Origin of the sequence: Janthinobacterium longum (genome assembly GCF_051380735.1) — a bacterium.
In the GTDB taxonomy this organism is placed as follows: Bacteria; Pseudomonadota; Gammaproteobacteria; order Burkholderiales; family Burkholderiaceae_D; genus Janthinobacterium.
The window spans coordinates 360,277-379,223 of the sequence record NZ_JBNYXQ010000003.1; the positions used below are offsets into that span (position 1 = coordinate 360,277).

At 60.8% G+C, this 18,947-nt stretch carries 20 protein-coding genes and 1 tRNA gene; 10 read left to right on the plus strand and 11 right to left on the minus strand.

Annotation, left to right across the window (positions count from 1 at the left end):
- Nucleotides 1-510: 510 nt before the first annotated feature.
- Nucleotides 511-795, minus strand: a complete 285-nt coding sequence (locus ACQ4WM_RS12400) for a polyhydroxyalkanoic acid system family protein (protein WP_436546971.1) — start codon at nt 793-795, stop codon at nt 511-513.
- A gap of 150 nt (nt 796-945) precedes the next feature.
- Between ACQ4WM_RS12400 and ACQ4WM_RS12405 the strand changes: the two genes are divergently transcribed.
- The 4 genes from ACQ4WM_RS12405 (at nt 946) to ACQ4WM_RS12420 (ending at nt 4,701) form a co-directional block, all read left to right on the plus strand.
- Entirely contained in the window at nt 946-2,355 is a 1,410-nt protein-coding gene (locus ACQ4WM_RS12405; protein WP_436546972.1) for a gluzincin family metallopeptidase, read from the plus strand.
- A gap of 34 nt (nt 2,356-2,389) precedes the next feature.
- Complete coding sequence (locus ACQ4WM_RS12410) at nt 2,390-2,689, plus strand: protealysin inhibitor emfourin (RefSeq protein WP_436546973.1); 300 nt, start codon at nt 2,390-2,392, stop codon at nt 2,687-2,689.
- A 246-nt stretch (nt 2,690-2,935) separates the two neighbouring features.
- The gene (gene fdxA / locus ACQ4WM_RS12415) at nt 2,936-3,259 is read left to right on the plus strand and encodes a ferredoxin FdxA (protein ID WP_065307363.1); all 324 of its coding nucleotides are present in this window, start codon (nt 2,936-2,938) and stop codon (nt 3,257-3,259) included.
- Between the two features lie 221 nt (nt 3,260-3,480).
- Nucleotides 3,481-4,701 carry a polyhydroxyalkanoate depolymerase gene (locus ACQ4WM_RS12420; protein WP_436546974.1) on the plus strand — a complete coding sequence of 407 codons (1,221 nt, stop codon included), beginning with the start codon at nt 3,481-3,483 and terminating at the stop codon, nt 4,699-4,701.
- Between the two features lie 52 nt (nt 4,702-4,753).
- On the opposite strand, the gene ACQ4WM_RS12425 is transcribed toward ACQ4WM_RS12420, so the two are convergent.
- The gene (locus ACQ4WM_RS12425; protein WP_436546975.1) at nt 4,754-5,551 is read right to left on the minus strand and encodes a substrate-binding periplasmic protein; all 798 of its coding nucleotides are present in this window, start codon (nt 5,549-5,551) and stop codon (nt 4,754-4,756) included.
- A gap of 239 nt (nt 5,552-5,790) precedes the next feature.
- On the opposite strand from ACQ4WM_RS12425, the gene rsxB reads away from it, so the two are divergent.
- Both rsxB and nth read left to right on the plus strand, forming a co-directional pair.
- Complete coding sequence (gene rsxB / locus ACQ4WM_RS12430) at nt 5,791-6,513, plus strand: electron transport complex subunit RsxB (protein WP_436547040.1); 723 nt, start codon at nt 5,791-5,793, stop codon at nt 6,511-6,513.
- Complete coding sequence (gene nth, locus ACQ4WM_RS12435; RefSeq protein WP_436546976.1) at nt 6,510-7,157, plus strand: endonuclease III; 648 nt, start codon at nt 6,510-6,512, stop codon at nt 7,155-7,157. The genes rsxB and nth overlap by 4 nt, the downstream gene beginning before the upstream one ends.
- Before the next feature lie 177 nt (nt 7,158-7,334).
- Here the strand turns inward: nth and proB are convergent, their stop codons facing one another.
- The 5 genes from proB to rplU all read right to left on the minus strand — a co-directional run bounded on the left by proB (nt 7,335) and on the right by rplU (nt 10,735).
- On the minus strand, nt 7,335-8,453 hold the full coding sequence (gene proB / locus ACQ4WM_RS12440; protein ID WP_436546977.1) for a glutamate 5-kinase: 1,119 nt from the start codon (nt 8,451-8,453) through the stop codon (nt 7,335-7,337).
- 15 nt (nt 8,454-8,468) lie between these two features.
- On the minus strand, nt 8,469-8,882 hold the full coding sequence (locus ACQ4WM_RS12445; RefSeq protein WP_436546978.1) for a hypothetical protein: 414 nt from the start codon (nt 8,880-8,882) through the stop codon (nt 8,469-8,471).
- Nucleotides 8,883-8,886: 4 nt separating this feature from the next.
- A complete protein-coding gene (obgE, locus tag ACQ4WM_RS12450) occupies nt 8,887-9,996 on the minus strand; it encodes a GTPase ObgE (RefSeq protein WP_308922867.1) in 1,110 nt (369 codons plus the stop codon).
- Nucleotides 9,997-10,110: 114 nt separating this feature from the next.
- The gene (gene rpmA, locus ACQ4WM_RS12455) at nt 10,111-10,383 is read right to left on the minus strand and encodes a 50S ribosomal protein L27 (RefSeq protein WP_094445744.1); all 273 of its coding nucleotides are present in this window, start codon (nt 10,381-10,383) and stop codon (nt 10,111-10,113) included.
- Nucleotides 10,384-10,423: 40 nt separating this feature from the next.
- Complete coding sequence (gene rplU, locus ACQ4WM_RS12460) at nt 10,424-10,735, minus strand: 50S ribosomal protein L21 (protein WP_038500602.1); 312 nt, start codon at nt 10,733-10,735, stop codon at nt 10,424-10,426.
- 281 nt (nt 10,736-11,016) lie between these two features.
- Between rplU and ispB the strand changes: the two genes are divergently transcribed.
- From ispB to ACQ4WM_RS12480, 4 genes are all read left to right on the plus strand, one after another.
- Nucleotides 11,017-12,006, plus strand: a complete 990-nt coding sequence (gene ispB / locus ACQ4WM_RS12465) for an octaprenyl diphosphate synthase (protein ID WP_436546979.1) — start codon at nt 11,017-11,019, stop codon at nt 12,004-12,006.
- A 148-nt stretch (nt 12,007-12,154) separates the two neighbouring features.
- Nucleotides 12,155-14,257 carry an AsmA family protein gene (locus ACQ4WM_RS12470; RefSeq protein WP_436546980.1) on the plus strand — a complete coding sequence of 701 codons (2,103 nt, stop codon included), beginning with the start codon at nt 12,155-12,157 and terminating at the stop codon, nt 14,255-14,257.
- Nucleotides 14,258-14,309: 52 nt separating this feature from the next.
- Nucleotides 14,310-14,387: transfer RNA gene (locus ACQ4WM_RS12475), tRNA-Pro, on the plus strand.
- Nucleotides 14,388-14,515: 128 nt separating this feature from the next.
- On the plus strand, nt 14,516-14,920 hold the full coding sequence (locus ACQ4WM_RS12480; RefSeq protein ID WP_436546981.1) for a DUF4431 domain-containing protein: 405 nt from the start codon (nt 14,516-14,518) through the stop codon (nt 14,918-14,920).
- Nucleotides 14,921-15,006: 86 nt separating this feature from the next.
- On the opposite strand, the gene ACQ4WM_RS12485 is transcribed toward ACQ4WM_RS12480, so the two are convergent.
- Genes ACQ4WM_RS12485 through ACQ4WM_RS12500 form a run of 4 tightly spaced genes read right to left on the minus strand, consistent with a single transcriptional unit; the run spans nt 15,007 to nt 18,897 of the window.
- Nucleotides 15,007-15,390: a hypothetical protein gene (locus ACQ4WM_RS12485; protein ID WP_436546982.1), complete on the minus strand. Its 384-nt coding sequence runs from the start codon at nt 15,388-15,390 to the stop codon at nt 15,007-15,009.
- Between the two features lie 12 nt (nt 15,391-15,402).
- Nucleotides 15,403-16,002: a PqiC family protein gene (locus tag ACQ4WM_RS12490; protein ID WP_436546983.1), complete on the minus strand. Its 600-nt coding sequence runs from the start codon at nt 16,000-16,002 to the stop codon at nt 15,403-15,405.
- The gene (locus tag ACQ4WM_RS12495) at nt 15,999-17,630 is read right to left on the minus strand and encodes a PqiB family protein (protein ID WP_436546984.1); all 1,632 of its coding nucleotides are present in this window, start codon (nt 17,628-17,630) and stop codon (nt 15,999-16,001) included. The genes ACQ4WM_RS12490 and ACQ4WM_RS12495 overlap by 4 nt, the downstream gene beginning before the upstream one ends.
- Nucleotides 17,623-18,897, minus strand: a complete 1,275-nt coding sequence (locus tag ACQ4WM_RS12500; RefSeq protein ID WP_436546985.1) for a paraquat-inducible protein A — start codon at nt 18,895-18,897, stop codon at nt 17,623-17,625. The genes ACQ4WM_RS12495 and ACQ4WM_RS12500 overlap by 8 nt, the downstream gene beginning before the upstream one ends.
- Nucleotides 18,898-18,947: the final 50 nt, after the last annotated feature.

Sequence of the window (18,947 nt, forward strand, 5' to 3'; positions counted from 1 at the left end):
GTGGTTCTCCCTCGATTTGACGAATGGATTGAAACCCGGCAGGCAGTACGCCTGCGGCGGGGATCAGCAAAGCTTTTTCCGTCGGCTGCGCAATGGCGCTGACAAGCGCACGGGAGCGACAGGAAAAAGGGTGACACGCGTGTTGCCGGACAGACGCTAGCCATGCCGGGGTGTCGGTGTGCGTGCTGAAAGAGGCTGGGGTTCAGGACTTTCAGCGGCGCGCGGTGCCATGCAAATACATGGAACCAAATGTATTTGACCAAAAAAAACGGGTCAAAATGCTTGCTGGATGCGGGCGCAAGGCCCTGAGATGATTGCTCGCTGCATCAGCGAACAATACCTGCGGAGCAGCAGTGCTGCAAAGGGGTAGTCGTTGTAAATAGGCGGCAAGTATAGCAACAAAACAGGCCAAAGTCCAGTGACACTGCGGTGCAAAGTGTGCTAGCAATGTTCGCTAGCACACATAAGGCGGGACAATAAGGCAGCACAAGCAATCGATGAACCGTAAACTCAGGACACGTCGGCGAACACCTTGCGCATCTTGTCGGCGATCTTGTCTTCGATCATGGGAGCAAAGGCGCTGAGCATGAAACCGAGCTTCAGGTTGAGCTGGGCCTGGTCTTTCTCCAGGGTCAGCGCGCCATCGACGCCGCTGCGCTCGAAGCGCAATACATCGCCATCCCAAGCGCACGACAGATCATATTCCTGAGCCAGCTTGTCGGCCACCTGCTGCGCCGCCGCACGGGCTTTTTCCGCTGTCAGCTTATGTTGCTGAACTATATTTATATCCGCCATCAAACCTTCCTTTTCGTCAAAACGGGTAGTAGCAAGGTTGCCATGATACCAGCCGCCCCGTCCCTCACATCGTTTGCGCGGGGTCAAACCCCATATCGCCGCCCGGGTCGACTATTCCAGCTCCATCTACCCCTGTCGTGGAGAGCCATCATGGACCAGAAAGTCATCGTCCCGGTCGAAGCCGTGCTGACCAAATGCGTTTCGCTGCCGGTCGGCTATGTGCCGACGCCGTCGGCGCCCTACCGCCAGCACCGCAAGCAGGCGCAACTGACCCTGCAGCCGGGGCTGCCGCGCCTGAATGAGCCCACCGTGCGCAAAGCTGCCGCCATCGCCGCCGGCGCGCGCGTGCTGGTCTGGAAGCAGGATCCATCGGTCAGCGAACTGGGCACGCGCAAGGCTTTCCTGCCAGGATTGATCCTGGAAGGGCCGCGCGACGCACGCATCACGTCCGGCCAACCCGGCATCACTCAGGTCAGCCCGAACACCTTTGGCGACTTCATTGTCTCACCCAATACCGACCAGTTCGACGCCGTCCATACCTTCGCCATCGTGCGCATGACCCTGACCATGTTTCAGCGCGCGCTGGCACTGGACGGCACGGCCGCGCCGCTGCCCTGGCAATGGAACGGCGCCAGCAATACCGATCCGCTGCACGTGTTTCCGCACGGCTTGCCCAATGTCATGAACGCCTATTACAGCCGCCGGGAAAAGGCGCTGAAATTCGGCGACTTTATTCCCAGCGGCGCCACCGAACGCGTGTACACCTGCCGTTCGCTCGATATCGTCTCGCATGAAACGGGCCACGCCGTGCTTGACGGATTGAAACCGAACTGGCTGCTCAACAGCAACCCGCCGCAAACGGGCGGGCTGCATGAATCGTTCGGCGACCTGACTGCCATCTTCCTGGCCTTGTCGCAACTGGACCAGGTCGAAGCGGTGATCACGCAAACCAAGGCCGACCTGCACGACAAGACCTTCCTGGCCGACCTGGCCGAACAGTTCGGCCTGGCACTGGGCCGGCCCAACGGCTTGCGCAACGCAGACAATGACATCAAACTGTCGGAAGCAGGCACCGAAGTGCACGCCATCTCGCAAGTATTTACCGGCGCCATCTACGACATCCTGGCCGACATTTTCGACCATGAACGCCGGCCGCAGCTGAAAGACGATGCGGCCGTGCTGCTGGCCTGCGGCGAATACCTGTGCAGCCTGGTGCTGCGCGCCCTGCTGGCCGCGCCCGGCAGCGCGGCCACCTACGCCGACGTGGCCAACCAAATGCTGTCGCTGGCGGCGGCCGATGGCAAGGACGCCTACCTGGAGTTTATCCGCAACAGTTTTACGGTACGCGAAGTGCTCGGTGCGCAGCTCGATGGCGGCGGCGAAAATGACATGGCGCAGTTTGCACCGGGCGCCGAGGATGACGACGGCGCCGTACAGGACCGCCGCGCCTGCTGCGGTACCATGAACAACGCCCAATACAGCGCGGCCGACCAGGCCTTCGATGCGGAGCGCGAGGCGCTGGCCGCCTGGTGCCGCGACTATGGCCCGCGCCATGATTGAACCGGCACTCCAGCCACTCATCACAGGAAACAACATGAAAATTTCAGCAAGCAGCAGCGGTGGTTTTGCAGGCCTTGGCGAGCACTACGAAATCGACACTCTTGCTCATCCCGCCGGTCATGCGCTGGAGGCAGCACTGGCCGGTTGCGGCTTCTTTACGGCGCCGCCCGCCAATGACCTGGCCGACAGCGAACCGATGGGGGCCGATATCGCGCAATGGCGCATCACCGTCGAGGCCCCCGGCAACCAGCATACCGTCACGTTTGCCGAGGATGGCAGCGCCGACATGGCGCGCTGGCAGCAACTGCTGGAGAAAATCCGCGCCAACGCCTGATTTGTTTGAAAAGTTTGACCTGAATAAAGCCACAGTGCCTCGCCTGTGGTTTTTCTGTCTATAGCGCCCCCGGCCCGCTTCCCGCGCGGCCCGGCAGCGCCACAAAATGAATTTGCTTATATGTATTGTATATAAAGCGGATTTGTGAGAAGTGGCGAATTGCCTTAAAATACGGTGCTTTGCTTTAGTACGCGCCGTTGAAGTTCCTGCAGGCGCTACAGCACCTCCCCATTTGATAGGACTGTTATGACCCACGTTGTCACCGAATCCTGTGTCGCCTGTCGTTACACCGATTGCGTCGATGTCTGCCCGGTAGATTGTTTCCGGGAAGGCCCGAATTTCCTGGCGATCGATCCGGACGAATGTATTGACTGCGCAGTATGCGTGGCCGAATGCCCGGTGAACGCGATTTTCGCGGAAGAAGACGTGCCGGGCGACCAGCAAGCCTTTATCAAGATTAACGTCGACCTGGCGCGCAACTGGCCGTCGATCACCAAGACCAAGGCCGCCTTGCCGGAAGCCGAGGAAATGAAGGACGTCAAGGACAAGCTGCACTTGCTGATCAAGTAACAGCAGCCGGCAAACCCCCAGAAAAGCAGCGGAAACGCTGCTTTTTTTATGTTAAAAACATGGTTGCACGACTGCCATGCAAGTGTGGCGCGATTGGAGACAGAAAGCCGCAAAGTGTGGCCCTGTGCGTGTTAAAGCACATTTTGTCCTCAACAAATGTCATAGAATTGGATTATGATATTTGAGCCACATTGGCGCTTGGAATTAAACAAGGACTCTATATGCTTTACCAACTGCACGAACTGCAACGCTCTTTCCTCACCCCGGTGATGCAATGGGCAGACATGTCCTCCAAGTTATTTACCAACCCGGTTTCCCCTCTGGCCCACACGCCGTTTTCGCAACGCATCGCAGCCGGCTACGAGCTGATGTACCGCCTTGGCAAAGACTACGAAAAACCCCAATTTGACATCACATCCGTACTCGTCAAAGGCGAGAGCGTCGACATCAGCGAACACGTTGTCGTGACAAAACCATTTTGTCGCCTGATCCACTTCAAAAAAGAAACAGCTGGTTTGCAACAGCCGAAAGTCCTGCTCGTCGCTCCCCTCTCCGGTCACCACTCGACCCTGCTGCGCGACACCGTGCGCGGTCTGCTGGCCGAGCATGATGTCTACGTCACCGACTGGACCGACGCGCGCATGGTGCCTTTGAGCGAAGGTCCGTTCCACCTGGACGACTACATTTACTATGTGCAGGAATTCATGCGCCTGCTGGCGCCCGATCTGCATGTGATCTCGGTCTGTCAGCCGACCGTGCCGGTGCTGGCCGCCATCTCGCTGATGGCGACGGCAAAAGATCCGCACATGCCGAAAACCATGACCATGATGGGCGGCCCGATCGATCCGCGCCGCTCGCCGACGCAAGTGAACAACCTGGCGACAGAAAAGAAATTTTCGTGGTTTGAAAACACCGTGATCTACGCAGTGCCGCCGAACTATCCGGGCTTTGGCCGCAAGGTCTATCCGGGCTTCCTGCAGCACGCAGGCTTTATCGCCATGAACCCTGGCCGCCACGCGCAAAGCCACCGCGAGTTCTACATGCATCTGGTCACCGGCGACGACGAACCGGCGGAAGGCCACCGCCAGTTCTACAACGAGTACAACGCGGTGCTGGACATGCCGGCCGAGTATTATCTGGAAACGATTAAAACCGTATTCCAGGACTTCAGCCTGCCGATGGGCACGTGGGAAGTCGGCGGGCAGCTGGTGCGTCCGCAAGATATCACCAACGTGGCGCTGTTTACCGTCGAAGGCGAGCTGGACGACATTTCCGGCGCCGGCCAGACGCAGGCCGCGCATGACCTGTGCAGCAGCATTCCGGCCGACATGCAGCAAGACTTCGTGGCGCCGAAATGCGGCCACTACGGCATCTTCTCGGGCCGCCGCTGGCGCGAGATCATCTGCCCCAAAATCGGTGAATTCATCCAGAAGTATTCCTGATCAGCACGCTTCGCCCAGAACGGCACGCCGGCATCACGCGGCGTGCCGTTTTTTATGGCGCGGCCGGTACGCTGGCCATGGCCTGGTCCAGGCGTTTCCAGTAATCACGCTCCAGCCTGGCCAGGTCGACTTCGCGTGCAGCCTCGTTGAAACGTTTTTGCTGCAGCGCGCCGCCCGCATCGCGCTTGAAGCAGACATGCACGGAACGCTCCCTGAAGGCGGTGTCGACCACCGCGATGCGCTCGCGTTCCGCCCTGCTGAAACCAGGTCCTCTCAGCAAATGCTGCAGCACATGGCGCTCGATGACGATCACGCGATAACGCCCGATCAACAGTTTCCTGAGGTTGGTGGCATCGTTCAGGCCTTCTTCGGTGTTCAGTTCACCGCGCGCCACCATCGCGTCGAACTGCTCGCCGTTGGCATAGCCGGCAACCGTTCCGATGCGCACCTTGCCCAGTTCCTGCAGTGTGGCACCGGGTGCACCGTCCTCCTTCAGATACGCCAGCACACCATGCGTATTGCCAATAGGGACAGAAAAATAACAACGCGTCTCCCGTTCCGGCGTACGCCATACGGCCATGAAGCCGGCATAGCGGGGGCTGCTCAGGCCCAACTGCATGGTTCGCTTCCAGGGGAAATACTCATACTCGACCTGATACCCCACGCGCTCGAAGACGGCACTGACCATGGCAGCCGACATGCCATTGGCCGGCAAGCTGGGCGATACAAAAGGCGGCCAGTCATCAGTGGCGAAGCGCAGAACGCCCAGGGGCGGCGCCACCTGCGCGTGCAAGGCGGGCATGGCGCAGAAAGTGATCAAGGACAAAGCAACTGTGCGCAAAAAACGCATGTACTGCTCCTGTCACCCGGCATATCAAGTAAAGGCGCGGGTAATGTGGTCGGTTTTTGACGGTATGGCCTGACCTCATCGTCACATACAATGGCACTTTTTAAAAGTTGTTTATTGGACGTCATTAATTCCTGTTGGAAATACAATACATGTCTTTCCCAACGCAAGTCCTGTGCCGCACAGGTTTTTCACTTGTGCACAGGCCAGATGGCCGATAATAAGGTTTTTGAGCATTAAAGATCACCGTGCCGCACCAAGCTACCCCCTCCCTTGCCGACCAGATAGAAGATTTGCTGCCGCAAACGCAATGCACCAAATGCGGCTACAGCGGCTGCCGCCCGTATGCCGAGGCGATTGCCGCAGGCAGCGCCGAGATCAACCAGTGCCCGCCGGGCGGTGCGCAAGGCATCGCGCTGCTGGCCAATTTACTGGGCAAAAAAGTCATTCCACTGAACCCCGTCAATGGCTTCGAACGTCCCCGTTCAGTCGCCTACATTGATGAATCGCTATGCATCGGCTGTACCCTGTGCATCCAGGCTTGCCCGGTCGATGCGATCAGCGGCGCGGCCAAGCAGATGCACACGGTGGTAGCCAGCCTGTGCACTGGCTGCGACCTGTGCGTGGCGCCCTGCCCGGTCGACTGCATCGTCATGTATCCGGTCAGCGGTGACGCTACCGGATGGGATGCCTGGAGCGCGCTTGACGCCGATGACGCGCGCGCGCGCCACGATCTGCGCACGCAACGGCTGCGCCGCGAAGCCGACGAGAACGACGCGCGCCTGGCCGCCAAGGCTGTCTCCAAAATGCAGGAGCTCCAGCAGGAAGTGCCCGCCACGACGGCCGAAGCGGCCGAAAAAGAACGCAAGCGCGCGATTATTGCTGCCGCCATGGAGCGCGCGCGCGCCAAGGCGGCTGCCGCCAGCGCCCCTGTCACACCCGAGACGCCGGAAAAAGACGCATGAACGCTGCCAAACGCCTGGAAATTTTCAAGCGCTTTCGCGCTGCCAACCCTGCACCGAAGACCGAACTCGAGTACACCACGCCGTTCGAACTGCTGATCGCCGTGCTGCTGTCGGCGCAGGCGACCGATGTCTCCGTCAACAAGGCCACCCGCGTGCTGTATCCGGTGGCCAATACGCCAGCTGCGATACTGGCGCTGGGTGTCGATGAACTGGCCAGCTATATCCGTACCATCGGCCTGTTTCGCACCAAGGCCAAAAACGTCATCGCCACCTGCCAGATATTGCTCGACCAGCATGGCGGCGAAGTGCCGCGCGACCGCGCCTCGCTCGAAGCGCTGCCCGGCGTGGGCCGCAAGACGGCCAATGTGGTGATGAATACGGCGTTTGGCGAACTGACGATGGCGGTCGACACGCATATCTTTCGCGTCTCGAACCGCACCGGCATTGCACCGGGCAAGAATGTCGAGATCGTCGAGCAAAAATTGCTCAAGTTCGTGCCCAGGGAATTTTTGCTCGATGCGCATCATTGGCTGATACTGCATGGCCGCTACACCTGCATCGCGCGCAAACCGCAGTGCTGGAATTGCATGATTGCCGACTTGTGCGATTACAAGGAAAAAACGCCGATGCCGGCGCTGACCTGAAGCTGAAGGCGGCTCATCGGACGAATGCCGTTCAGTTAGTGTTCTTTTTCACCCAAGAAGCAAGTTCTGGGGTCGGACCCGGCGGGTCCGACCCCGGCATTTCCGCTGTTTGGGGCAAATGCGACATCTCCCGACGCTCTCAGCTTAACGGCATCAGGCCACTCGGAGCGCTTTTCATTACAACAACACCATATTATCGCGATGAATCAACTCATGGCCTTCAATAAAGCCGAGGATAGCTTCAATCTCGTTCGAAGGTTTACGCATGATGCGGCGTGCTTCGCCGCTGGTGTAGTTGCACAAGCCACGTGCCACCGGCACGCCGGTGCCATCGAGGCAGGTGATCACGGCGCCGCGGCCAAATTCACCCTGCACCGCCACCACGCCGATCGGCAACAGTGACTTGCCTTCCAGTTGCAGCTTTTGCACGGCGCCCGCGTCGAGCACCACTGCGCCAGCGGTTTGCAAATGGTCGGCCATCCACTGCTTGCGCGCCGTCAGTTGGCCCGTCTGCGCGCGCAATTGCGTGCCGATCGCTTCGCCTTGCGCCAGGCGGCTCAGTACGTCGCTGTCGCGCCCCCAAGCGATGATAGTATGCGCGCCCGACTTGGCGGCGCGCTTGGCGGCCAGGATCTTGGTCAGCATGCCGCCACGGCCCAGGCTGCTGCCGGCGCCGCCGGCCATCGCTTCCAGCGCCGGGTCGCCCGCCACGCCCTGCGTGATCAGGTAGGCGTTCGGGTCCTTGCGCGGATCGGCCGAAAACAGGCCGTGCTGGTCGGTCAGAATCACCAGCGCATCGGCTTCGATCAGGTTGGCCACCAGCGCGCCCAGGGTATCGTTGTCGCCGAACTTGATTTCATCGGTGACCACCGTGTCGTTCTCGTTGATGATCGGCACCACCCCCAGGCGCAGCAAAGTGGTCAGCGTGGAGCGGGCGTTCAGGTAGCGTTCGCGGTCGGCCAGGTCGGCGTGCGTCAGCAGCACTTGTGCCGTGCCCAGGCTGTGCGCGCGAAAGCTGCTTTCGTAGATTTGCGCCAAGCCCATCTGGCCGACGGCGGCGCAGGCCTGCAATTCGTGGATATCGGTGGGGCGGCGCTCGAAACCGAGGCGCAGCATGCCTTCGGCGATGGCGCCGGAACTGACCAGCACCACTTCCTTGCCAAGGGCGCGCAAGCCGGCGATCTGCGCGGCCCAGCGCGCGATGGCGGCATGGTCGAGGCCACGGCCGTCGTTGGTGACCAGCGAGGAGCCGACCTTGATGATGATACGGGTAGCTTTTTGAATCACGGAATCCATGGACGCTCTTATCTGTCAGCGCGCGGGACGCAGCAAGAGCAACACCAGCCCCACTGCCAACTCCATCGCGCACATGTACAACACCACACCCTGGGGCAAGCCGAAGCTGATAGCCGCGAACAGGCGGCCGGCCGGCTGCGCCAGGACCAATATTGCAGTGATATCGCCGAGGACGGGCATTTCGCCCTGCCGTGCCGCGAACAGCGCCAGGAGCGCGGTAGCGCCCCACAGGCCGACATGCGTGGCGTAGAACTGGCTGTAGCCGTTCACGCCATTGAGAAAGATGCCCATGCCGGCCGCCATCTCATCGGCGAACAGCAGGCAGGCGAATGCGCCCAGCCCGTAGGCGGCAGTAATCAGTTGCAATACACGGCGCTGCCAACCCAGCTTGCGCAGGGATGGCTCAGCGCCGGCCTGTACCGGCGTCAAATGCCTAGTCCAGGATCTTGAAACGCGGATCGTCCGGGTCGATCGACGAAATGCCGCGTGCTTCTTCGGTCATCTGCGTTTCTTCGGCACGGCTTTCGCTGTGTTTCTTCTCTTCCAGGTGCTGGTAGATGGCATTGACCAGTTCCGGGCAACCCTGGTGGTTCAGCGCGGAGATCTCGAACACGGGACCCTTCCAGGCGAAACGCTTGAGGAAGTCCTTGACCAGCTTTTTACGGTCTTCTTCCGGCACCATGTCGAGCTTGTTCAACACCAGCCAGCGCGGCTTGTCGACCAGCGACTCGTCGTACTTTTTCAGTTCCTTGACCAGTGCCTTGGCTTCCTTGACAGGATCGACATTGGTTTCAAACGGCGCCAGGTCGACGATATGCAGCAGCAAGCCGGTGCGCTGCAAATGGCGCAGGAATTGATGGCCCAGGCCCGCGCCTTCGGAAGCGCCTTCGATCAAGCCGGGAATATCGGCGATCACAAAGCTCTTCTCGTGCGACACGCGCACCACGCCCAGATTCGGGTGCAGGGTGGTAAATGGATAATCGGCAATTTTCGGGCGCGCGTTCGAGACGGCCGAAATGAAAGTCGACTTGCCGGCGTTCGGCATGCCCAGCAGGCCCACATCGGCCAGCACTTTCAGTTCCAGGCGCAGTTCGCGGCGTTCGCCTTCCTTGCCCTCGCCCTTCTGGCGTGGTGCGCGGTTGGTCGAGGACTTGAAGTGGATATTGCCCCAGCCGCCTTCGCCGCCCTTGGCCAGCATTTCGATCTGGCCATGTTCGGTCAGGTCGGCCAGGATTTCACCGCTGGCATGGTCGACGATCAGGGTGCCGACCGGCATGCGCAGGTGAATATCGTCAGCGCCCTTGCCGTAGCAATCGGCGCCACGGCCAGGTTCGCCATTCCTGGCTTTGTGCATTTTGGAAAAACGGAAATCAACGAGCGTATTGATATTGCGGTCGGCGACTGCCCAGATGGTGCCGCCCTTTCCGCCATCGCCGCCATCGGGACCGCCAAAAGGTCGGAATTTTTCACGGCAGAAAGAGGCACAGCCGTTGCCGCCATCGCCCGCGATGACTTCGATTTTTGCTTCGTCAATAAACTTCATAATTTTGCCGCCATAAAACTAAAAAGGCTCTACCTTGGGCAGAGCCTTTCGATTGAAGGCTTGCGCCTTACATCATGCGATTCCAGCGGAGCGACGTATCGCTCCGGGCGGGAATTACGCTGGTACTGCTTCGTTTGCTACAACGGTCACGAACTGCTTCGAGCCAGCACCTTTGACAACGAACTTCACTTTGCCAGCGATCAACGCGAACAGAGTGTGGTCCTTGCCCATGCCTACGCCTTCGCCGGCGCGCACTGGGGTGCCGCGTTGACGAATGATGATGCCGCCGGCATTGATGGTTTGGCCGCCGTAGACTTTGACGCCCAGACGTTTTGATTCTGAATCACGGCCATTTCGCGTTGTGCCGCCGCCTTTTTTGTGTGCCATTTAAGACTCCTTGATAGCTGATTATGTCGGACAGCGGCGATTAGCCGTTGATCGAAACGATTTGGATTTCGGTAAAATTCTGGCGATGGCCTTGATGCTTCTGGTAGTGCTTACGACGACGCATCTTGAAAATTTTGACCTTATCATGGCGACCATGCGCCACAACCGTAACCAGTACCGTTGCACCTTCGACCAATGGCGCACCAAATTTAATGGTGTCGCCCGCGCCTACTGCGAGAACTTGATCGATGGTGATTTCGGAACCAATGTCTGCCGGTATCTGTTCTACTTTAAGTTTTTCGCCAGCGACAACTTTATATTGTTTGCCACCGGTTTTTATGACCGCGTACATGATTTGAAACCTCATCAAATGTTGAAAGAATTTGTCCCACCGCCATGAAAAGCAAGCCGTGCACAACAGGGGGAACCAGCGATTATACACGGCCTGAGAAATCGCGTCAAAAACTATTCACAAAGGCGGATGATCGTGGTATGTCGACAACCCCGCTGCGCTGGCAGCACAGCGCCGTGATGGACGGAAAGGCAATCATTGCTCTGTAACCATGTCAAACGGCACGCGCCAGCAAGCCATGTCGTATAATCGTCGCACCCACAATCTACTGCAGGTTCGCCTTGTCTGACGCTCACAAACACGTTAATCAAAACACCATCGTGGAAACGATTGCCGCCGATATGGACGCAGTCAACACGGTGATCCGCCAAAAACTGCATTCCGATGTCATTCTGATCAACCAGATCGCCGAATACATCATCAGCGCAGGCGGCAAACGCATCCGCCCCGTGTTGATCTTGCTGGTCGCCAAGGCCCACGCTTATCGCGGCACGGCGCACCATGAACTGGCCGCCGTAGTCGAATTCATCCATACCGCCACGCTGCTGCACGACGACGTGGTCGATGAATCATCGATGCGCCGTGGCCGCCAGACAGCCAATGCACTGTTCGGCAACGCCGCCTCGGTATTGGTGGGCGACTTCCTGCACTCGCGTTCATTCCAGCTGATGGTAGCGCTGGACAATATGCGCGTGATGCAAATCCTGTCGGACGCCACCAACGTGATCGCCGAAGGCGAAGTACTGCAGTTACTGAACATGCACGATCCGGATGTCACGCAGGAAAGCTACCTGACCGTGATCCGCTCGAAGACGGCCAAGCTGTTCGAAGCATCGGCCCAGCTGGGCGCGCTGATCGCCGGCGCCAGCGAAGCCGATATCGAAGCGGCGGCCGAATATGGCCGCTCGCTGGGCACCGCCTTCCAGCTGATCGATGACGTGCTCGACTATGCAGGCGACGCCACGGAAATCGGCAAGAACGTGGGCGACGACCTGCGTGAAGGCAAGCCGACACTGCCGCTGATCTACCTGATGGAAAACGGCACGCCGGAACAGCGCGAGCTGGTACGCAGCTGTATCGAACAGGGCGACGAACAGCATTTCGACGCCATCCTGGCCGCCATTACCAGCAGCGGCGCGCTCGACTACACACGCCAGCAGGCGGAAGCTGCCGCCCGGCGCGCGGCCGACGCCATCGCCGGCTGGCCCGACAGCGTGTATAAACAGTCGATGCTGCAACTGTGCTCGTTCGCCGTGGCCCGCAACCACTGATCACGATTCACGCAGCGAGCATGACAACGGCGCCGATGGCGCCGTTTTTCATGGTGCGCCGGCCTGGCCGCTTGCGTATGGTACCGAACCGACCCGCAGCTTCATTTCCCCTACATTGCAGTGAAAATCAAAATGACCGGGATCTGTTATGGCACGCGCAAAACCTTTGAAAATAGTCGGCTGGACACTGGCCAGCCTGTTGGCAGTGATACTTCTGATTGTCATTTTCCTCATGACCTTCGACTGGAATCGCGCCCGTCCCTATATCAACCGAAAGGTATCGGAAAGCACGGGCCGCGAATTCGTGATCGGCGGCGACCTGCAAGTCAAATTCCACCAGGGCTTGACAACCGAAGCCGGCTGGCGCCGCTACGTGCCGCGCCCGACGATTACCGCCAATGACGTGCGGATCAGCAATCCCGACTGGGCCACGGCCGGCAAGCAGATGGCCAGCGCCCAGCGCATCGTGGTGTCGACCCATCTGCTGCCCCTGCTCAGCCATCGCGTGGTACTGACCGACTTGGCGCTGGAAGCACCACAAGTTGCCTTGCAGCGCCGTGCCGACGGCAGCAACAGCTGGACCCTGAAAGACAATGGCCCCTCGGAATGGGACGTGGAAATCCAGCGCATGGCGTTTGCCTCCGGCACCCTGCGCTACCTCGACCAGACCATCGACATGGACCTGAACGCCAAGGTCAGCTCCACCGCACCGGACGCCACGCCAAATGATGCGCCGGCCGGTGCAAAAGTCGAAAAATTCGGCATCGCCTTCACGCTGGGCGGCACCTACCGCAAAGCCCCCGTCACCGGTGGCGGCAAGGCCGGTGCCGTACTGTCACTGACCGACGACCATACCGTCTATCCGATCCAGGCCCATGCCGTACTGGGCAAGAACAAAGCCAGCGTGGACGGCACCCTGACCGACCCGCGCAGCCTGTCCGGCATCGACTTGCAGCTGAGCCTGGCAGGCGCCAGCATGGCCGACCTGTATCCGCTGACAGGCGTGCTGCTGCCGGAAACCCCGGAATATGCCACCCGCGGCCGCCTGCTGGGCAAAAAAGAGGGCGACATCTGGAACTGGACCTATGAAAAATTCAAGGGCAAGGTAGGCGAGAGCGACCTGGCCGGCACCCTGCAATACCTGCCGCGCAAACCGCGCGCCCTGCTGCGTGGCGAACTGGTCTCGCAGCAGTTGCGCCTGGAAGACCTGGGGCCGACCATCGGCGCCGAAAGCAATGCCAGCAAAAAATCGCGCGGCAAGGCGGCAAACCAGCCAGCCGACAAGGCCTTGCCGGTGGAACAGTTCAACACGGCCAAGTGGGATGCACTCGATGCCGACGTAAAATTCTCGGGCAAGAAACTGGTGCGCACGCACGATATCCCGTTCAAGGACATCGTTGCCCATATCCAGATGAAAGACAAAGTACTGAGCCTGACGCCGCTGAACTTCGGCCTGGCCGGCGGCGACGTCACCTCCAACATCACGCTCGACGGCCGCCAGAAAATCATCGCTGCGCAGGCCAGGGTGGCGGCGCGCCATCTCAAGATACGCGAACTGTTCCCGAAACTGCAATCGATGCAGGCCAGCTTCGGTGAAGTCTATGCCGACGCCGCCCTGACCGGCCACGGCAATTCCGTGTCGACCATGCTGGCCAGCGCCAATGGCGAACTGGCGGCCACCGTCAGCGAAGGCACGGTCAGCCAGTTCATCCTGGAATTGGCCGGCCTGAACCTGGCCAACGCCGTGTTCGTGAAAGTGTTCGGCGACAAACAGGTGCAACTGAACTGCCTGGCCAGCGACTTTGCCGTCAAGAACGGCGTGGCCGACGTGCGCCGCTTCGTGCTCGACACCGACAACGCCGTCGTCAATGTCACGGGCAACGTCAGCCTGGCCAGCGAAGCGCTGGACCTCGACATCCGCCCGAAAACCAAGGGTGCCCGCGTGTTCTCGCTGCGCACCCCGCTGTACGCAAAAGGCACTTTCAAGGATCCGAAAATCGGCCCGCAAAAAGGCCCGCTGGCCCTGAAAGCCGGCGCCGCCGTGGCCCTGGCCACCATAGTCGCCCCGGTCGCCGCCATCCTGCCCCTGATCAACGTCGACCGCGCCCCGGACACCGACTGCGGCGCCGTCATGGCAGAAGCCCAGGCCGTGCGCAAGGCCCCGAAGGCGCCCGCGACCAATGCGCCAGCGAAGAAAGTGACGGAAGCGGATATCAAAAAAGCCCAGCAGGAGAAAAAACAAGCCCGTTGATACCTCCGCTTGAAAGCTGCCCCGCCGTCTGCTGTCATGCAATAGCAGTCGGCGGGGTGTGGCTCAGCCTGGTAGAGCGCTGCGTTCGGGACGCAGAGGCCGGAGGTTCGAATCCTCTCGCCCCCGACCAAATCCGCTGCGCATGCCGCTGATTCGCCTGGGGCTTCTTCATTACAGTTAAGCAAGGTTCATCAAATCACCTTGCTCGCTACAAAACCCCCGCTAATATAAGCCCAGTGCTTTTACTGGAGAGCTGCCATGGCGATTCGCCTGAAGCTGTTGAGTTTGCTGTTTATCAGCCTGCTTTGCTCGGCCGCCCATGCCGCCGATTGCCTGAAATATGAGCCAGACACAGTGGCCCTGAGCGGCACCTTGCATCGGGCAACGTTTCCTGGCCGCCCGAACTTCGAGAGCATCGCCGATGGTGACGAAGCCGAAACCGGCTTTTACCTGACGCTCGCGCAGGCGATCTGCACCCGGGACGATGGCAGGTCCGAGCACGAGGCGCACAAGGATGTGCGGGAAATTCAGCTGGTGCTGACGCCCGAGCAATACGCCGCCCTCAGGCCGCAGCTGGGCCAGCAGGTCCAGTTGCGCGGTCAGATGTTTTCCAACTTTACTGGCCATCACCACGCTGACGTCTTGCTGCGGGTAGCGCCGTAGTTCAGTAATGACGCGGTAACTGCACGGCGGCGAGCCTGGCGAAAAGCAGGCCGGGCCGGCTTGCGGCGCGGCGCACCTGCTACGGCCTACGCAGCATCCACCAGCAATTCCGGCCGTAGCGCGCGGATGCGCAGCTCGGTGAAATAGCCACCGGCCTCGTTGTAGCGCAGGTAGTAGCGGCCGCAATTGAGGCAGCGCGCCACCTGGCTGCGGTTGGCCGGATAGTAGCGCGGCGCGATCGGTGCGTCGGGGCTGTCGTCGCGCGTGCCCTGCGGGTGGTATTCGGCAAACGACGTTTCCTCGTAGGCGTCTGCCACCAGGGTGCCCACTTCCTCGAAGCGATCCAGTTCCAGCGAGGTGGGCAAGCGCTGCCAGGCGTCCAGCGGCACGGTGCAGCAGCTGCACGGCTGGCTGATGCTGGCGGAAGTGGCGGCCAGCGCAGACAGGGTGGTGAAATCAATCAGTGACATATGAAGCTTCTTTCAAATTGCGGGACAGGCGGGATTGCCGGTGCCGAAACCGCGCACCACGTCGGCCATCTGTTTCGAGATTGCCTGCACGGCGCGGCGGTGGCCCAGCACTAGCTCATCGTAGCCGGCGCCGGTCTTTTGATTGGCCACGGTACGGCAGGTGACCACCTTGTTGCTGGCCAGCTCGCGCACGCTCCACACGGCGTCGATCAGCGCATGGTCGTTCATTACCGATTCAAAGCGCTGCACATTGGTGCTGATGCGGTAGACCGGCAACTTGTCCGGGTACGGCGTGCGGAACACGTCGATCGCGCCCAGCTCGCCGGTGACGGCGGTCGACAGCGCCTGGCCGATCTCGCCGGCCAGCGGCCCGGCCCAGCGCTGCTGCTCCAGCAGTTCGATGCGGCCTGACGGCGCCGTCACCACGAACTGGTTGCGGCTGACCTGCTGCGGCACGCTGACGGCCAGCATCTCGACGTAATACTGCACCGGCTTGGCGGGCTGCAGGTTCGACTCGGCGCCGCCGGACAGCGTATAGAAATGCTCGGGCGGCGTCGTGGAGCAGGCGCCCAGCAGCACGGTGGCGGCCAGCATGGCAACTATGGTCTTCATTTTTTCTCATCTCCTTGTTTGCCACGGATCAGCGACTCGGGGTGGCGTTCCAGGTAATCGGTCAGGGCGTTGAGCGACTGCAGGGTTTGCGTCAACTGCTGCATGGCCTGGCGCACGTCGGACTGCAGCGGCGAATCCTTTTGCAGTACCTGTTCGGCCGTGCCAAACGTATTTTTTGCCGCCGTCAGCGTGCCGCGCATTTCCGGCACCACCTGGCTGTCGAGCTGCTTGAACAAGGCATTGGCCTCCTTGATGGTGGCGTTCAGATTATTGCCGATGTCGGCAAACGGCACCTGGTCGAGCTTCCTGGCAATGCTGGCCACCTGCGTCTGCAATTCGTCGAGCGTGTTCGGCACGGTCGGCACTTCCAGCGGATACTTGCTGGTGTCGAGCGCCACAGCTGGCGCTTTCGGGAAGAAGTCGAGCGCGATATACAGCTGGCTGGTGAGCAGGTTGCCAGTGCGCAGCTGGGCGCGCAAACCGCGGCTGACCATGCGCTCCAGCATCTGGTTGCTCCTGGACTCTTCCGCATTGGCCACCGCCGTCTGGAAGCGCATGCCCAGGCGCGCCGGATACAGGTTCACCGTAACGGGCATGCGGAAATTCTTCTTCACGGGGTCGAACTCGACGCCTACCGAGCGCACTTCACCGAGCACGATGCCGCGGAAATCGACCGTGGCGCCGGGCTGCAGGCCGCGCAGGGACTGGTCGAAATAAAAGACGGTGGTAATGGCTTCGCCGTCGGGCTCACGCATGGCGCTGGCCTCGTCGGGGGCCAGCCGGAAAGCGGTATTGGCAGGCGCCGGCTCGGGCGGCTTGCGGCCGTTTTCCGCTTCGAAGGCAATGCCACCGATCAGCAGCGCTGCCAGCGATTGCGTGTTCAGCTTGAAGCCGTTCGAGTCGAGACGTACATCGACGCCGCTGGCATGCCACCAGCGTGCATTCTTGCCAACAAACTGGTCGTACGGTGCATTGACGAACACCGTCATGGAAATGCCGTTGCCATCCTTGTCCAGGCTGAAACTGGCCACCTTGCCCACGCGCAGGCGGTGGAAGAACACGGGCGAACCGACGTCGACCGAACCGAGGCTTTCCGCATGCAGGGTGAACAATTTCCCCTTCTGGTCGCCATCGACGGCGGGCGGACTTTCCAGGCCCGTGAAGCTCTCTTTCTTCGTCACTGACTTGCCCGTGTCGACGCCAATGTAGGCGCCCGACAGCAAGGTGCCCAGGCCCGTCACGCCACTGGCGCCGATCTGCGGACGCACCACCCAGAAGCGCGAATCGGCAGTGGCAAAGCGGCGTGCTTCCTTGCTCATCTCGATCGTCACCAGCACGCGGCTCAGGTCCTCGCCAAGGTTGATGGAACGCACCTGGCCAATATCGACATCCTTGTACTTGACCTTGGTCTTGCCCGGCTCCAGCCCTTCGGCGCTCTTGAAGCTGACGGTCACCGTCGGCCCCTGGTCGAGGATGGACCTGGCGGCCAGGCCGGCGCCGATCAGCGCGGCCAGCAGCGGGATCAGCCACACCAAGGACGGCAGCCAGCGGCTGGCCTTGTCCACGTCCGGTTCCGGCAATTGCCGCGTATCGGGCGCGCGTACGCCGCCCTCTTCCTTGTCAGACATGATGCTCTCCAATTGCCAGGTTTTTTACAGCGGGTTCATGCGGTTTGGCCGCCTCGTCGACCGGGTCCCAGATCAGGCGCGGATCGAACTGCATCGACGCGAGCATGGTCAGCACCACCACCGCGCCAAAGGCCAGCGCGCCCGGGCCGGCCGTGATCACGGCCAGGGCATCGAAGCGCACCAGCGCCACCGTCAGGGTGACGACAAAGATATCGAGCATGGACCAGCGGCCGATAAATTCGACCATGCGGTACAGTTTGGTGCGCTGCTCCGGACGCCAGCGCGAACGACGCTGCGCCGTGAAAGCCAGCAGCGCCAGGGTGGCCAGTTTCAGCATCGGCACCACGACGCTGGCGATAAAGATAATGATGGCCAGGCCTTTCGAGCCGCTGGTCCAGAAAAACACCACGCCACTCATGATGGTGTCGTCTTCAACGCCGAACAGCGAGCGCGTGACCATCACCGGCAGCAGGTTGGCGGGGATATACAGAATGGCGGCGGCGATCAGCAGCGCCCAGGTGCGGTTGATGCTGTCCGGGTGGCGTCCATGCAGGGTTGATCCGCAGCGTACGCAGTGCGGGTGTTTGGCCGTGCCGCCTGGCGGTGCTACCAGGCCGCAGCTGTGGCAGGGCAGGAGCGCGTCGCCGGGTTCGAAGCTTTTGTAGCCGATGCCGGGCAAGGCCTGGCGCGTCAAATCATCGCCCGCATTCCACAGCGCCTTCGGATCGAACGAGACTACGATCGCCAGCATCATGGTCAACGCGCCAAAGGCAAACAGGCCGGGGCGCGGCACCACGGTGGCCAGACTGGTCATCTTGATCACGGTGACCAGGATGCCGATCATCAGCACTTCCGTCATGCCCCAGGCGCGCGCCGTCTGCACCGCGCGCAGCACCGGGTTGAAACCGGTCACTTTCACGCCCAGCCGCAAGCCCAGCGACACGTACAGCAAGGCGCCCAGTTCAATCGCGGGAAACAGCATGGTAAACAGGAAGACCATGGTGGCCACCACCTGCATCTGCTCATGCCACAGCACGCGGATGGCGCCCAGCAGGGTGGCGCTGGAGGTCAGGCCATTGACGTCGAGTTCGACGATGGGGAAAAATTGGGCGATCAGGAAGATGAAGGTGGCGCCCAGGGTCAGCGCCACCACCCGGTTCAGGTCGGCGGAAGCACCACCTCCCGGTGTGGCACGATACAGCACCGAGCGGCAGCGCACGCAGCGCGCCTTTTCACGCGGGCGCAAGGGGCGCTTTCGGTACAGCACACCGCATTCATGACAGCTGATCAGGTCGTATCGAAGCACAGTGTGTAGTT